The organism is Nocardioides sp. (assembly GCF_031397825.1).
GTDB lineage: Bacteria > Actinomycetota > Actinomycetes > Propionibacteriales > Nocardioidaceae > Nocardioides.
This window is the reverse complement of the sequence record NZ_JANNML010000127.1, coordinates 1-14,956: the sequence shown is the minus strand read 5'-3', so window position 1 is coordinate 14,956 and position 14,956 is coordinate 1. Positions and strand designations below refer to the sequence as shown.

The window sequence follows — 14,956 nt, the reverse complement described above, 5'->3', positions numbered from 1 at the left end:
CTCCGGGGAGGACTCGATCTCCATGCGCAGCCGGGACGCGGCCTCGTCGACGAGGTCGATGGCCTTGTCGGGAAGCTGGCGCCCGGTGATGTAGCGGTCGGACAGCGTGGCGGCGGCGACCAGGGCGGCGTCGGTGATGCGTACGCCGTGGTGCGCCTCGTACTTCTCCTGGATGCCGCGCAGGATCTGGATGGTGTCCTCGACCGTCGGCTCACCGACGAAGATCTGCTGGAAGCGCCGCTCGAGGGCCGGGTCCTTCTCGATCCGCTCGCGGTACTCGTCGAGGGTCGTGGCGCCGATCATGTGCAGCTCGCCGCGCGCCAGCATCGGCTTGAGCATGTTGCCGGCGTCCATCGCGGAGTCCCCGCCGGCACCGGCGCCGACGACGGTGTGCAGCTCGTCGATGAAGGTGATGACCTGCCCGCCGGCGTCCTTGATCTCCTCGAGGACGGCCTTGAGGCGCTCCTCGAACTCGCCGCGGTACTTCGCCCCGGCGACCATCGCGGCCAGGTCGAGGCTCAGGACCCGGCGACCCTTGAGCGAGTCGGGCACGTCGCCGGCGACGACGCGTTGGGCGAGACCCTCCACGACGGCGGTCTTGCCGACGCCGGGCTCGCCGATGAGGACCGGGTTGTTCTTGGTGCGGCGCGAGAGCACCTGCACGACGCGTCGGATCTCGGAGTCGCGGCCGATGACCGGGTCGAGGCGGCCCTCCTCGGCAGCGGCGGTGAGGTCGACGGAGTACTTCTCCAACGCCTCGTACGTCGACTCGGCGTCCTGGCTCGTCACCCGGCGGTTGCCGCGGACGGCGGTGAGCCCCTCGCGCAGCCCCGCCTCGCTCAGCCCCGCGTCCGTGAGCACCGTCTGTGCCGGGCTCTCGGTGCCGGCGACCGCGATCAGCAGGTGCTCGGTCGCGACGTAGTCGTCCTTCATGCCGCGCGCGAGGTCGAGCGCGGCGGCGAGCACGCGGGTGAGCGCGGCGGAGGCCGCCGGCTGCTGCACGGTGGCGCCGCTGGCCTTCGGGAGCGCCTCGAGCGAGGTCTCGGCGCGGGCCGTCAGGGCGGCCGCGTCGACGCCGGCCTTGGTGACCAGGGTGCGGGCGATCCCGTCGTCCTGGCGCAGCAGGGCGACGAGGACGTGCAGCGGCTCGGTCGTGCTGTTGCCACCGGTCGTGGCCAGCAGCTGGGCGACCTCGATCGCCTCGCGGCTGCGGGTCGTGAACTTGTCGGCGCCGAACTGGCTCATGGCTTCTCCTTGACGTGCGTGAGGACTCTGCCTGGCACAACGTTCGCAGAGTTGAGTCTGTTCCACTCAACTTTGAGAAATCTCAGCCGGTCCGCCCCGGTATGGACCGCTCGCCCCTTCCGGCAAAGGTGACCCGCTCGGGCCCACCTTCCCCTACTTTGGAAGAGGGAGCACGCCGTCGGGGAGGTGGCGTGCGGGAGGGAACGACGGTGACAGCGATGTCCACCGGTGCCGGCATGCTCGCGCACACCGTGCACTACGCACTGGTCGTGGGAGGCCTGCTCACGTTGGCCGTGGTGCTGCTCCCCCACGCCCTCGACCGCCTGCGGCCCGAGCCGCTCGCCCCCCGCGACCAGCACGACCTGCGGGTCCTGGAGCTGCGCCACGCGGTCGCCGCGGGCACCCTCACCGTGCCCCGCTCCACACTCACCCCCGCCGCAGCCCCGATCAGCGCCCCGCTCCGGCCGAGCGCAGGCTCCGCCCTCCAGCTGGCCGTGGTGGCCAGCGGCGCCGCGGCCGCGATCCACGCCGGCGCGGGACCGGGTCACCTCGACGAGCAGGCGGTCTTCGGCGGCTTCTTCGTCGCCGCCGCGCTCGCCCAGCTGGCCTGGGCGGCCCTGGCCGCGACCCGGTGCACCCCGCGACTGCTGCTCGCGGGAGCCCTCGGCAACGCCGCGATCCTCGCCCTGTGGCTGACCACCCGCACGTGGGGCCTGCCGCTGGGGCTGATGCCCCAGCCCGAGGCGGTCGGGGTGTGGGACCTGGCCTGTGCCGGCTGGGAGCTGCTCGTGGTGGCCTCCTGCGCGCACCTGCTCGGCCCGGGTCGTCGTACGGCGGTCGCGTCATGACCTGGCAGATCGGGCTGGTGTGCAACACCGTCATCGCGGTCGCCTACCTGCTGATCGCGCTGGCCATCGTCGTCCCGCTGGCGCGCAGCAACCAGCTGCGCACCAACCCGTTGGGCGCCGCGACCGCGGCCATCTTCTTCACCTGCGCGGTGCACCACGGCAGCCACCCCGTCCACATGCTGCTGCCGTCCCTCGGGCTCGCCGACGAGCAGGGTCTGGCCATGCGTGCAGCCTGGAGCTGGCCGTTGGCGATCTGGGACGTCGTCGGCATGGTCGTCGCGCTCTACTACTGGTCCCTGCGGCGCAACTACTCCTCGCTCATGCAGGGCGCCCAGCTCTTCGAGGACCTGCGGCAGCGGGAGCAGCAGGCCCTCGAGCTCAACGACAGCGTCCTCCAGGGCCTCGTCGTCGCCAAGATGGCGCTCGACCTCGACGACACCGCCAAGGCCCGCGAGGCCATGACGACCTCGATCGACAGCGCCAGCCGCATCATCACCAACCTGCTCGGCAGCGAGCACTTCGCCATCCAGCTGCTCCGCAGCGCCCCGGCCGACCTTCCGCCCGAAAGGCCCACGCCATGAGCGCACTCGCCACCACCCGGCCACGACGCGTCGTGATCATCGACGACACCCCCGACCTGCGCGAGCTCCTCAAGCTCGCGCTGATCAGGGGCGGCTTCGAGGTGGTCGCCGAGGCCGGCGACGGACGTGAGGGCATCGAGGTCGTGCGGACCACCCGCCCCGACGTGATCCTGCTCGACCTGGCGATGCCGGTGATGGACGGCATAGAGGCGCTGCCGACCATCCGGCGACTCTGCCCCTCGGCCAAGATCGTCGTGCTCTCCGGCTTCGGCGCGCAGCAGATGTCGGCCCGGGCCGTCGCCGCCGGTGCCGACGGCTACGTGCAGAAGGGCGCCCCGCTCACCACGATCCTCGACTACGTCCGCGACATCGCCTCGGGAGGCACCCGCAAGCCCGCCCGCACGCTGTCCGTGGTCCCCAGCAGCAGCCGAGCCGTGCAGGCCGAGACCCTGGCAGAGAGGCCCACCATGTCCACGAAGGTCACCCTCGCGGATGCCGCGCCGGACGCATCGTCGTCCGTCGAGTCCCGAGCACACATCTCGGCCTGGGAGGCGATGGAGCTCGCGCCCTACGGCATCATCGAGCTGGCCGACGAGCCGCTCTTCCGGATCATGCACGCCAACGGGATGGCCCTGCGCCTGCTCGGCGACACCACGATCGGCATGCCGCTGGGCATGGCCGCGGCCGAGCTCTCCCAGCTCGTCTCCTTCCACCGCCTCGACGCCGACGCGTCGTTCGAGGTCGACGTCGACGGCGGCCGGGTCCGCGCCACGCTGCGGCGCACCGGCTGGTCCCTGCTGGTCTACCTCGACTCCGGCGCCGAGGACGTCGGTCTCCTGCGCCGCGCGATCGCGACGACCGCCCACGAGATCCGCGGCCCGGTGGCGGTGATCTGCGGGATCGCCGAGACGGTGGGCTGGGACTCGGCCGAGATCGACGACACCCAGCGCGACCGGCTGATGGGCTCGGTGGCGCGGCAGGCCCGCATCCTCGACTCGATCACCGCCGACCTGCTCACCGCCGCCCAGATCCAGCGCGGGACGCTGCGCATCGACATGCAGGTCGTCGACCCGCGCACGATCATCGAGGGCGCGATCGCCGACCGCTACGACGTGGAGGTCTTCGTCGAGGACACCCGCTCGGTGAGGGCGGACCCGCTGCGCCTCGAGCAGATGCTCACCAACCTGCTCAGCAACGCCCACAAGTACGGCGCGCCGCCGTACTCGATCCACGTGCGCGCCGAGGGTGCACTGGTGTGCATCGACGTCGTCGACCACGGCGACGGGGTGCCCGAGGAGTTCACCGACCGACTCTTCCAGGAGTTCGCCCGCGCCAACGACGCCGTCGCCAGCGGCACAGGCCTCGGGCTCTACGTCGTCAAGACGCTCGCTCACGCCCAGAACGGCGAGGTCGGGCACGCGGCCGGCGTCCACGACGGCTCGGTGTTCACCGTCAAGCTGCTCGCCTGCTGATCAACCCGGGGCGGGGTCGCGCGGGTCGGCGACCTCGGGCGGCACGCCGTGCTCGGGGAAGGCCGCCACGGCGAGTGTCTCCTCCTCGACCAGGCAGGTCTTGCAGAAGTCCTCGCCGAACGGCGTCAGGTGGATGCTGCGCCGCACGACCTTGGCGAACTTCACCGAGTGCATCGCCTCGAGGACGTCGGGCTGAGCCTCGACGACCTGGTAGTGCATCGGGTCGCGCAGCGCCTCCCGGGAGAACCAGACCAGGCCGAGGCGGAAGAGGTTGTTGAGGTAGGCCGGGACCTGGTCGAGGTAGCGCACCCCGGATCGTGCGCCGATCATCGTCAGCCCCGGCGCGATCAGCTGGCTGCTCACCATCCCGATCGGGCCGCCGGTGCGAACGTCGACGCTCGGCTGGGGACCACCGGTGAGGAGCAGCATCAGGATCCGCGCCTCGTCGGGCGCCAGCTCGCTGAGGATCCGCTCGTAGGCCGGGTGGCCCTCGTCGGTGTTCCACACGTCGCGGGAGCGGTCGAGCAGCTGCTTGCCGAGCTCGCGCAGGCTGGCCTGCGGAGGGCCGGACGTGACGACGTGGCCGTTGACGGCCTCGGCGCCGTTGGCCTCGACCAGGCCACCGAGGGACTCCCCGGCCGACATCAACGCCTTGGCGACCGGCGTGCCCGAGGAGACCGACCGGGCCAGGTCACCGACCACGACCATCGCCTTCGACGCGTCACGCGCCAGGGCCGCCGCCTCGTCGGGCCGCGTGACCGCCTTGCCGACCCGCAGCCACGCCCTGGCGGAGGTCTTCACGCCCCACTCGGTGGTGTGCAGCGCGGCGTAGGCCGCCACCCGCGCGAGCCCGGGCAGGGACTCCCCCGCCGAGGTCCACACGTCGGGGACGTGGTCGTCCGACGTGCCCTCCTGCGGGGTGCCGTCGCGCGGGGTCTCGGTCATGAGCCGACCCCGAAGATCCACAGGTGCAGGAAGCCGCCGGCCAGACCCATGATGGCGCCGTGTGCGTAGAGCATCCACTCATCCTCCTTGATGGCCGATCGCATCATGTCCACGAAGTCGGCGGGAGGGAGCTCCTTGGTGCGTCGGGCGATGAGCACCCGGATCTTCTCGGCCTGCCGGGCGCTGAAGACCGGGTCCTTGAACGGCGTGAGCGTGCGACCGACCGCCTCCTGGGCGACGGAGTCGCGGATCGTGTCGAACCGGGCGGCTCCCACGGCCACCCGGACCGCGCCGCGCAGCGGCCCGGCGGCCTTGTCGATCGCGGGGCGGAGGGCGGTCGCCAGCATCTGGCGGGTCCGGTCGCCACGCGGTCCGTCGAGCAGGAAGTCGCCGATGCGCTCGAGGGTGATGACGTCCTCGGCGATGATCTGGGCATAGACCTCGGCCGCCTGGTCCTGGCGGCGCAGGAAGAGTCCGTGCACCTTGATGCCGAGGATCCGCTTGGGCTCCGGCGGCTCGAAGATCAGCCACATGCCGAGCGCGTTGGTCAGCCAGCCGACGACCACGCCGAGCACCGGCAGCAGCCAGGCCTGGTGGAAGATGCTGTCGACCACGGCGACCGGGATGCCGAGCAGGAAGCCGAAGATGAAGCCGAACCACACCATCAGGTTGAGCTCGCGCTGACCGAAGTCGCGGAAGATCCGCACCACCAGGGCGGGGTTCTTCTGGAAGTGGTCGATCACCATGATCTTGGGGTCGAGCAGCTGGTCGATGTGGATCCCGATCTCGGTCGTGACCCGGGTGACGACGCCCGGCAGCTGGGCTTGGACCCGCTCGACGACCGCGTCGCGCACGGGGCGCGGCAGGTCGCGCCACAGCCGCGGGTGCTCGCGCTGCATGACCTCGTCGACCAGCTGGGGGATCTCGGGCCGGAAGACCGTGACGATGTGCTCGGCGATCTGGTCGGGCTCGAGCTGCTGGTAGAACTCCGAGGGCGTGCCGAGCTTGGCGATCGCCTTGTCGACGGCGATCGAGCCCATCTTGGCGGCCCGTGCCGGCACGATGCCCTGCCAGCCGATGCCGCCCTGGAGGACGCCCGGCACCTCCTGGATCTTGCGGGGCAGCACCGAGGCGATCTCGCGCATCCCCGGGATCGTGACGCCGTGGAACTTCACGGGGCTGAAGAGCATCCACAGTCCCGACCAGTTGATCAGGAAGCCGATCACGCCGGTGAAGACCGGGATGGACACGAACGCGACCCAGTGGATGTCACCAGCCCACTCGCTCAACCAGTCCACATCGCACCCCGTCCAGCACGCGTCGGTGCAGACCCTCCCCATGAGGGCCTGGAGGCTGAAGGGTAGTGCCTGGCGTCACATCGCGGACAGGATCTCGGTCACGGTCTGGACGTGACGAGCCTGACGTTGCCGCAGGTCAGACGGGATGCAGGTGGCGGACCCGGCGCAGCAGGTAGACATCCATGACCCACCCCGCCTCGGCCGCGGCGGCGGTGCGGGCGGCCCGGATCTCAGGCAGCACGGCACCGAGCGGCCCAGCGACCAGCCGCTCCCCCGTCGCGCCGAGGTTGGCGCCCCACCAGACCTGCCAGTCGTCGGGCACCAGCTGCGTGCAGGCCAGCCGCCCGTCGAGCAGCACCACGAGGTTGTCGTGCCCGGCCGCGACGTCCTCGAGCAGCCGACGACCGGTCGTGAACAGTACCGGCCGGCCCACCTCGTGCAGCACGAGCCGGTGCCGCGCGGCCAGCAGCTGGGGCGCGCTGACGCCGGGGACCACGTCGTACGCGAAGGAGACGCGGCCGCGCTCGGCGACCTGCTCGACGATGCGGATCGTGGAGTCGTAGAACGCCGGGTCGCCCCAGACCAGGAAGGCCGCGTCGCCGTCGCGCTCTGCCAGCACCTGCTCGTACGCCGCGGCGCGGGCGTCGTGCCAGTCGCGCACGGCACCGGGGTAGTCGGCCGGGGCGTCGCGGTCGCGGGGCGGGTCGGGCACGGCGACCAGGGGGACCCCGAGGTCACGGCACAGCGCGCGCCGCGCCTCGAGCAGCCGGTCGTCGTCGGACTTCTGTGCCGCGATGACGTAGTCGGCTGAGCGGATGGCGGCCTCCGCCTCGGCCGTGAGGTGCTCGGCGCCCATCCCGATGCCGACGATCCGGACCCGCTTCATGTCGATCCTCCGCTCACCGGTCCTCGAGATCGCCCTCGAGGTCGAGGTAGACCTGCTGCATCGCGGCGAGGACGTCGGCGTCGGGGTCGGCCCAGAGGCCGCGGTCGACGGCCTCGTGGAGCTTCTCCACGATGCCGCGCAGGGCCCAGGGGTTGGACTGCCGCATGAAGGCCTGGTTGGTCTCGTCGAGGACGTACTCCTTCGCGAGGGTGTCGTACATCCAGTCGTGCACGACGCCGGTGGTGGCGTCGAAGCCGAAGAGGTAGTCGACGGTCGCGGCGAGCTCGAAGGCGCCCTTGTAGCCGTGGCGCTGCATCGCCCCGATCCAGCGCGGGTTGACGACCCGGGCACGGAAGACGCGGTTGGTCTCCTCCTGGAGGGTGCGGGTGCGCACGGCGTCGGGCGTGGTCGAGTCGCCGACGTAGGCCTGCGGGTCGGAGCCCGTGAGCGCACGCACGGTGGCGATCATCCCGCCGTGGTACTGGAAGTAGTCGTCGGAGTCGGCGATGTCGTGCTCGCGGGTGTCGATGTTCTTGGCCGCCACCTTGATGCGCCGGTAGTTGGTGCGCATGTCGTCGGCCGCGGCGACGCCGGCCAGGTCCCGGCCGTAGGCGAAGCCGCCCCAGGCGGTGTAGACCTCGGCGAGGTCCTGGTCGTCGCGCCACGACCCGTTCTCGACGACCTGGAGGATCCCGGCGCCGTAGGAGCCGGGCATCGAGCCGAAGATGCGCGTCGTCGCGCGGCGCTCGTCGCCGTGCTCGGCGAGGTCCGCCTGTGCGTGGGCTCGGACGAAGTTGGCCTCGTGGGGCTCGTCGAGGTCGGCGACCATCCGCACGGCGTCGTCGAGCATCGTCAGCACGTGCGGGAAGGCGTCGCGGAAGAAGCCCGAGATGCGCACGGTGACGTCGATGCGGGGGCGGCCGAGCTCCTCGAGGGGCACGACGGTCAGCTCGCCGACACGGCGCGAGGCCTCGTCCCACTGCGGCCGCACGCCGAGGAGCGCGAGCACCTCGGCGATGTCGTCGCCGGAGGTGCGCATGGCCGACGTCCCCCAGACGCTGATGCCGACGGACTCGGGGTAGCCGCCGGTGTCGTCGAGGTAGCGCTGCACCAGCGAGTCGGCCATCGCGACACCGGTCTGCCAGGCCAGGCGGGACGGGACCGCGCGCGGGTCGACGGTGTAGAAGTTGCGCCCGGTCGGGAGCACGTTGACCAGGCCCCGCAGGGGCGACCCGCTCGGGCCGGCGGGGATGAAGCCGCCGTCGAGCGCGTGCAGGACGGCGTCGAGCTCGTCGGTGGTCCTCGCGAGCCGGGGCACGACCTGGGTCGCGGCGAAGGCCAGCACCCGCTGCACCTCGGGGTCGTCGTGGGCGGTGGCCGCGGCAGCCGGGTCCCACCCGGCGTCCTCCATCAGCTGCACCAGCGCGTGGGCGCGCTGCTCGACCTCGTCGACGGTGGTCGTCGCCTCGCTCCCCTCCTTCAGCCCCAGCGCCGCGCGCAGCCCGGGCACCGCGGCGGTCTCGCCGCCCCAGACCTGGGAGGCACGCAGGATCGCGAGGACCAGGTTGACCCGGGCCTCGGCAGCGGGCGCCTGGCCCAGCACGTGCAGCCCGTCACGGATCTGGGCGTCCTTGATCTCGCAGAGCCAGCCGTCGACGTGGAGGATGAACTCGTCGAACTCCGCATCGTCGGGCTGCTCGTCGAGGCCCAGGTCACGGTGCATCTCGGCGGCATGCATGAGCTGCCAGATCTCGCCGCGGATCGCGGGGAGCTTGGCGGGGTCCATCGCGGCGATGTTGGCGTGCTCGTCGAGGAGCTGCTCGAGCCGGGCGATGTCGCCGTAGGACTCGGCGCGCGCCATCGGCGGGATCAGGTGGTCGACGATCGTGGCGTGGGCGCGGCGCTTGGCCTGAGCCCCCGCGCCCGGGTCGTTGACGAGGAAGGGGTAGATCAGCGGCAGGTCACCGATCGCGGCGTCGGTCGCACAGGACGCCGACAGGGCGGCGTTCTTGCCCGGCAGCCACTCCATCGAGCCGTGCTTGCCCAGGTGGACCACCGCGTGCGCCCCGAAGCCGCGGTCGTCGGCGTCGGCGGCGAGCCAGCGGTAGGACGCCAGGTAGTGGTGGCTCGGGGCGAGGTCGGGGTCGTGGTAGATCGCCACCGGGTTCTCCCCGAAGCCGCGCGGCGGCTGGATCAGCAGCACCACGTTGCCGGCCTGGATGGTCGCGAGCACGATCTCCTGGGCGTCGTTGACGAAGAGCTTCCCGGGCGCGGGACCCCAGGCCTCGACCATGTCGTCACGCAGCGACGCGGGGAGGTCGGCGGTCCAGCGCTCGTAGTCGGCGGCCGAGATCCGGACGTGGGCGTCGGTCAGCTGCGCGCTCGTCAGCCACTCCTGGTCCTGGCCGCCGGCCGCGATCAGCGCGTGGATCAGGGTGTCCCCGGCCACCGTGTCGTCGACCTCGTCGAGGCCCGGCACCTCGCCGGGAGCACCGAGGTCGTAGCCCGCGTCGCGCATCCGGCGCAGCAGCCGGATGGTGGAGACGGGGGTGTCGAGGCCGACGGCGTTGCCGACCCGCGAGTGCTTGGTGGGGTAGGCAGAGAGCATCAGCGCGACCTTGCGCTCGGCGGGCGGCACGTGGCGCAGGCGTGCGTGGTTGACCGCGATCCCCGCCACGCGGGCGCACCGCTCTGCGTCAGCGACGTAGCGCGGCAGGCCGTCCCGATCGATCTCCTTGAAGGAGAACGGCGCGGTGATGATGCGCCCGTCGAACTCCGGGATCGCGATCTGGCTGGCCGAGTCGAGCGGGGTCACCCCGTCGTCGGAGCCCTGCCACTCCTCGCGGCTGCTGGTGAGGCAGAGCCCTTGCAGGACAGGGATGTCGAGGGCTGCGAGCCGCTCGACGTCCCACGACTCGTCGTCCTCGCCCGCGCTCGCGGTCGCCGGCTTGCTGCCTCCCGCGGCGAGGACGGTCACGACGAGGGCGTCCAGCGTGGCGAGCTCGTCGTAGAGCGCGTCGGGGGCCGCGCGCAGCGAGCCCGCGAAGATCGGTACGCCGACGGCGCGGCCGGTCGCGTCGACGGCGTCGGCGAGCGCGTGGGCGAAGGCCGTGTTGCCGCTGGCCTGGTGGGCGCGATAGATGAGGATCCCCACGCGGGGCAGGTCTCCCGTGGTGGCCGGGCGCTCCAGCAGCCCCCAGTCGGGCAGCGCGGCCGGCGGCTCGAAGCCCTCGCCGGTGAGCAGCACGGTGTCGGACAGGAACGCGTGGAGCTGAGCCAGGTTGGCCGGGCCACCCTCGGCGAGGTAGCGGTGGGCCTCGGCTGCGGTGCCGACCGGCACGGTCGAGAGCTCCATCAGCTCCGCGCTCGGGGTCTGCTCACCGCCGAGCACCACCATCGGCATGCCGGTCTGGCGGATCCGGGCGAAGCCGGAGCAGAGGTCCTGGGGCGAGCCGAGGATCCGGCCCAGGACCAGGTCGGCGCCCTCGATGACCTCGGCCATCGACTGGTGGCCGGGCCGGGACGGGTTGGCCCAGACGTAGTCGGCTCCGGAGGCCCGGGCGGAGAGGAGGTCGGTGTCGGAGGTCGACAGCAGTGCGATGCGCATGGTTTCTCCCGGGGTTCTCGCCCCTGTAGGTGGAGGTCCCGTGGCCAGTGTCTGGCTGTGCCCTCGCGGGCATCACAGTGGCGGAACCGCCCCGGAGTCTCACCGGGTTCCTGCGCCACGAGACGTGTGCCGCCACCCTAGGGCACGGCGGGGGCGAGCTCGGGTCGCCGGTCACCCGCGACCGGACGCACCCGCGTCACGACGACCAGTGACGCGACCAGCCCGACGGCGACGAGGGCGCCGACGGAGGCGACCGTCGCGGGCCACGCTCCGGCGCGCCAGCTCAGGCCGACGAGGGCGCCGAAGACGCTCGAGCCGACGTAGTAGGCGCAGACGTAGAGGGCACTCGCCTGGCTCGGGTGCCGCCGACCGACCACCGGTGCCCAGCCGCTCGCGACCGAGTGGGCACCGAAGAAGCCGGCGGTCAGGACGAGCAGGCCCACCACGACGAGCACGAGGTGGTCGGGCAGCGTCAGCGCCAGCCCGGCGCCCATCACGACGACGGAGCCGAGGAGCACCCGGCCGCGTCCGACGCGGTTCGCCGCGCGCCCGGCGAGGGCGGAGGAGGCCGTGCCCGACAGGTAGGTGACGAACACCAGCCCCACCACGGCGGCCGGCAGCGAGAAGGGGGCGGCCGTCAGCCGGAAGGCCAGGTAGTTGTAGGTCGCGACGAACCCGCCCATGAGCACGAAGGGGATCAGCAGCACCGCGAGCATCGCCGGGTCGGTCAGGAGCTCGCGGTAGGCGCGGGTGCGCGTCGGCGCCGGCTCCCCTGCGGCGTCGTACGACGTGGCGGTGGCGGCGGGCAGGAGCCGCCAGAAGGCGGCGGTGGCGGCCAGCGCGGCGAGGCCGAGCGCGGCCATGGCCCACCGCCAGGAGCTCACGTCCACCACGGCGGAGGTGATGAGCCGACCGCCGACCCCGCCGAGGGAGTTGCCGGCGACGTAGAGACCCATAGCGGTCGCGAGGCCGGAGGGGTGGACCTCGACCCCGACGTGGCCCATGGCGACGCCGACGACGGCGGCGAGCGCGGCCCCGGTGAGAGCGCGGAGCACGAGGAGCACCGCGAAGGTCGGCGCGACGGCGCTGGCCAGCGTGAGCACGGCGGCGACGAGGAGCGCGACGCCCATCGTGCGCGGGCGTCCCCAGCGCTGGCCGAGGGCCGTCGCCGGGACGACGAGCAGCGCCAGCAGGCCCGTGCAGACCGAGAGCGTGAGGCTGGCGGTGGTCGGGCCGACGGCGAAGGCCTCGCTGAGCTCCGGCAGCAGCGGCTGGGTCGTGTAGAGCATCCCGAAGGCCGCCAGCCCGGCCAGGCCCATGGCCAGGTTGAGGCGACGGAAGCCCGGGGTGCCCGGGCGGTGCAGGTGCTCGCCCCGGGGGCGAGGGAGCCGAGTCTCGCTGGTGCTCATCACCTCCAGGGTGCCACCGCGTGGGGCGTCGGGGAGAATCAGCCCATGGCGTTCACGCGAGGCTTCACCGGCAAGCGCCGCGGCGACCGGGCGGCGCGCGGCGACCGTCTCCCACCGGGGCAGTACGACACGGGCAAGGACTGGCCCACGCTCACCGCCGAGGCCACGCCCCGGCTGACCCCCGAGGACTGGTCGATCACCGTCGACGGCCTCGTGGAGGAGCAGCAGACGTGGTCATGGCGGGAGGCGCACGCCTTGCCCGGCTCGACGTACGACGGCGACATCCACTGCGTCACCACCTGGTCGAGGTTCGACATGACCTTCACCGGGGTCAGCGTCGACACCCTGCTGGACGCCGCGCGGCCGCGGCCCGAGGCGGCCTACGTGATGGCGCACTCGTCGACCGGCTACACGACCAACCTGCCGCTGGAGGACCTGCGCGGCGGCAGGGCGTGGATCGTGTGGGAGGTCGACGGCTTGCCGCTGACGGTGCCGCACGGCGGGCCGGTGCGGCTGCTGGTGCCGCACCTCTACTTCTGGAACTCGGCCAAGTGGGTCTCGCGGCTGGAGCTGATGGACCGCGACCGGCCGGGCTTCTGGGAGGCCAACGGCTATCACGACCGCGGCGACCCGTGGCTGGAGCAGCGCTACCAGGGCGACCCGTGAGCGGGTGGACCACCGGCCGGCTGGTCGAGGTCACGCGCGACTCGGAGAGGCTCGTGCGGCTGCGCTTCGAGGTCGCCGAGCCGTTCCAGCACCTGCCGGGACAGCACTGCGTGCTGCGGCTGCGTGCCGAGGACGGCTACACCGCCCAGCGGTCCTACTCGATCGCCTCCGACCCGGCCGATCCCCTGCTGGAGCTGATGATCGAGTGCCTGCCCGACGGCGAGGTGTCGGGCTTCATGCACGCCGAGGCGCGCGTCGGTGACGACTTCGAGCTGCGCGGCCCGATCGGCGGCTGGTTCACCTGGGCCGGTGACGTGCCCGCCCTCTGCCTCGCCGGCGGCTCCGGTGTCGTCCCGATCGTCTCGATGATGCGCCACGCGCGCCGGCTCGGCGTCGAGCACCTGCTGCGGGTCGTGGTCGTGGCCCGCACCCTGCCCGAGCTGCCCTACGAGGACGAGCTCGTCGGCCGCGCCGACCTCATCGCCCTCACCCGGGAGAACCTCGGCAGCCGCGTCGCCGCCCCGCCCTACCCCGACGAGCTGGTCGACCTGGTCGAGGGCGTCGAGCGGGCCTATGTCTGCGGCTCGGTCGGCTTCTCCTCCTTCGCCCAGCGGGTCCTCGGCGAGGCCGGCATGCGCGCCGACGCCGTCCGCGTCGAGCAGTTCGGCGCCACCGGCTAGCCCTGCGCCCATCCCGCCACGGGCAGCGTCAGGAACACCCCGACCGTGGTCGTCCCGAGTGCCTCGCTGATCGCGACCCGGAGCCGCTCGGCCCGCTCCTGCCGATCCGCCGCCCGGCTCTCGATCCACGTCGACCGCACCTCGACCACCACGTCGAGACCCGGCGCGTCGAAGGGGCTGCGCTCGCGGAAGCGAAGCTCCACGTCACCGGGCTGGAGGTCGTGGTCGTAGGGCTCCTCGGGGCACTCCACCGCCAGCGACACCTCGTGCGGCAGCCGCTGGGCGAGCGTCCGCAGTGTCTGCTCCTCGATCCCGCGGGCGTAGGTCACGTCGACGATCGGCATGTGCGGACGCTAGTCGACGCCAGCCCTCGTTGGTCGGGCCCGAGGAGAGCGCGACGAGGCGTCGAGACCCAGTGAGCCGAGAAGCGACCCCGGCGTGGGTGTGATGTCTCGGGACATCGGTGACAGAACTGCATCAGGACATCGGTGACGGTTGATGTCTCAGGACTTCGGTGACGGTTCGGGGTTCGGGGTGGCGCTGGCCGGGTCGTCGGCCTTTGCCGACGTACGTCACGCCGGGGCCGGGTCGGGTGAGCTCGGCGAGGATCTCGCCGTCCAGGTCGGCGACGGTGATCTGGTCGCCGTCGGTGACGATCAAGACCTGTACGAGGCCGTGCGTCGTGCCGAGCATGTGCTGGACCTGGTCCAGAGACAGCGTGCCAGCAATGGTCAGGTTCTTCGTGGTCGTGCCTTCGGGGCGATCGCAGGGCACGGCCTGCGGGGCCGGCCGCGGCGGATCGCGTAGAAGGACGTGCGGGAGATCTCATGCTCGAGGCAGGACGTCGTCACCGCACCACGCGGAGCATCCTCGGGCCACTGGGCGATCGCGAGGCGGACGCGGGGATCAACAGGCTCATGGGCAGGCACCGCCACAGACAGCCAGAAGTGTCACCACCAAGCATCCCGGTTGTGTTGCCGACGTCTTGATGCAGAACTGTCACCGATGTACTGCGACATGACACGACCCCGGCGTGGGCGCGGGAAGAATTCTTCGAAGAAAGTTTCGCTTGTCGTCTCACCAGCCGAGATCCGAGGCGCCGAAATGGGTCCCACTGTCGGTGGCCACGGCTTGAATGGGTCTATGACCGAGCAGCCCGGACGCGACGACAGCACCGTCGTGCTGACCGCTGTCCGCGCGGTCCGGGCAGTGCGCGACCAGGCCGAGATCGAGATCATCGAGTCCGTCGTGGACTGGTGCGTGCTCCACGAGACCGACGACGAAGGAGCTGCGTCCTTCGGTGACCACGGCATCCCACT

At 72.0% G+C, this 14,956-nt stretch carries 13 protein-coding genes and 1 riboswitch; of the genes, 6 read left to right on the top strand and 7 right to left on the bottom strand.

All coding sequences use genetic code 11. The annotated features are described in order from the left end of the window. The coding region (locus RMN98_RS11105; RefSeq protein WP_309648879.1) for a Clp protease N-terminal domain-containing protein at positions 1-1,245 on the bottom strand (1,245 nt) is incomplete at its 3' end. A 218-nt stretch (positions 1,246-1,463) separates the two neighbouring features. Between RMN98_RS11105 and RMN98_RS11100 the strand changes: the two genes are divergently transcribed. From RMN98_RS11100 to RMN98_RS11090, 3 genes are read left to right on the top strand one after another with little or no spacing between them, the layout of a single operon-like run. Further along, positions 1,464-2,093, top strand: coding sequence for a hypothetical protein (locus RMN98_RS11100; RefSeq protein WP_309648878.1), 630 nt, complete (start codon positions 1,464-1,466; stop codon positions 2,091-2,093). Next, the gene (locus RMN98_RS11095) at positions 2,090-2,674 is read left to right on the top strand and encodes a hypothetical protein (RefSeq protein ID WP_309648877.1); all 585 of its coding nucleotides are present in this window, start codon (positions 2,090-2,092) and stop codon (positions 2,672-2,674) included. Before RMN98_RS11100 ends, RMN98_RS11095 begins: the two co-directional genes overlap by 4 nt. Continuing rightward, on the top strand, positions 2,671-4,146 hold the full coding sequence (locus tag RMN98_RS11090) for a response regulator (RefSeq protein WP_309648876.1): 1,476 nt from the start codon (positions 2,671-2,673) through the stop codon (positions 4,144-4,146). The genes RMN98_RS11095 and RMN98_RS11090 overlap by 4 nt, the downstream gene beginning before the upstream one ends. Here the strand turns inward: RMN98_RS11090 and RMN98_RS11085 are convergent, their stop codons facing one another. The 5 genes from RMN98_RS11085 to RMN98_RS11065 form a co-directional block, all read right to left on the bottom strand. Beyond that, positions 4,147-5,091, bottom strand: a complete 945-nt coding sequence (locus tag RMN98_RS11085; RefSeq protein WP_309648875.1) for an Abi-alpha family protein — start codon at positions 5,089-5,091, stop codon at positions 4,147-4,149. After that, entirely contained in the window at positions 5,088-6,389 is a 1,302-nt protein-coding gene (locus RMN98_RS11080) for a hypothetical protein (RefSeq protein WP_309648874.1), read from the bottom strand. Before RMN98_RS11080 ends, RMN98_RS11085 begins: the two co-directional genes overlap by 4 nt. Before the next feature lie 136 nt (positions 6,390-6,525). Beyond that, positions 6,526-7,275, bottom strand: coding sequence for a precorrin-6A synthase (deacetylating) (gene cobF, locus RMN98_RS11075; protein WP_309648873.1), 750 nt, complete (start codon positions 7,273-7,275; stop codon positions 6,526-6,528). A gap of 13 nt (positions 7,276-7,288) precedes the next feature. Further along, positions 7,289-10,882 (bottom strand): cobaltochelatase subunit CobN, encoded by a 3,594-nt coding sequence (locus tag RMN98_RS11070; protein WP_309648872.1) that lies wholly within the window; start codon positions 10,880-10,882, stop codon positions 7,289-7,291. A 24-nt stretch (positions 10,883-10,906) separates the two neighbouring features. Continuing rightward, positions 10,907-11,031, bottom strand: a riboswitch (cobalamin riboswitch). Then, positions 11,020-12,291, bottom strand: a complete 1,272-nt coding sequence (locus RMN98_RS11065) for an MFS transporter (protein WP_309648871.1) — start codon at positions 12,289-12,291, stop codon at positions 11,020-11,022. It overlaps the preceding riboswitch by 12 nt. A gap of 45 nt (positions 12,292-12,336) precedes the next feature. On the opposite strand from RMN98_RS11065, the gene RMN98_RS11060 reads away from it, so the two are divergent. After that, positions 12,337-12,957: a sulfite oxidase-like oxidoreductase gene (locus RMN98_RS11060; protein ID WP_309648870.1), complete on the top strand. Its 621-nt coding sequence runs from the start codon at positions 12,337-12,339 to the stop codon at positions 12,955-12,957. Beyond that, complete coding sequence (locus tag RMN98_RS11055; protein WP_309648869.1) at positions 12,954-13,637, top strand: FAD-binding oxidoreductase; 684 nt, start codon at positions 12,954-12,956, stop codon at positions 13,635-13,637. The genes RMN98_RS11060 and RMN98_RS11055 overlap by 4 nt, the downstream gene beginning before the upstream one ends. Here the strand turns inward: RMN98_RS11055 and RMN98_RS11050 are convergent. Then, a complete protein-coding gene (locus RMN98_RS11050) occupies positions 13,634-13,981 on the bottom strand; it encodes a hypothetical protein (protein ID WP_309648868.1) in 348 nt (115 codons plus the stop codon). The two genes, RMN98_RS11055 and RMN98_RS11050, sit on opposite strands and share 4 nt — an antisense overlap. Before the next feature lie 154 nt (positions 13,982-14,135). Here RMN98_RS11050 and RMN98_RS11045 point away from each other — a divergent pair, with 154 nt between their 5' ends. Beyond that, the gene (locus tag RMN98_RS11045) at positions 14,136-14,444 is read left to right on the top strand and encodes a hypothetical protein (protein WP_309648880.1); all 309 of its coding nucleotides are present in this window, start codon (positions 14,136-14,138) and stop codon (positions 14,442-14,444) included. The last annotated feature ends 512 nt before the right edge of the window (positions 14,445-14,956 follow it).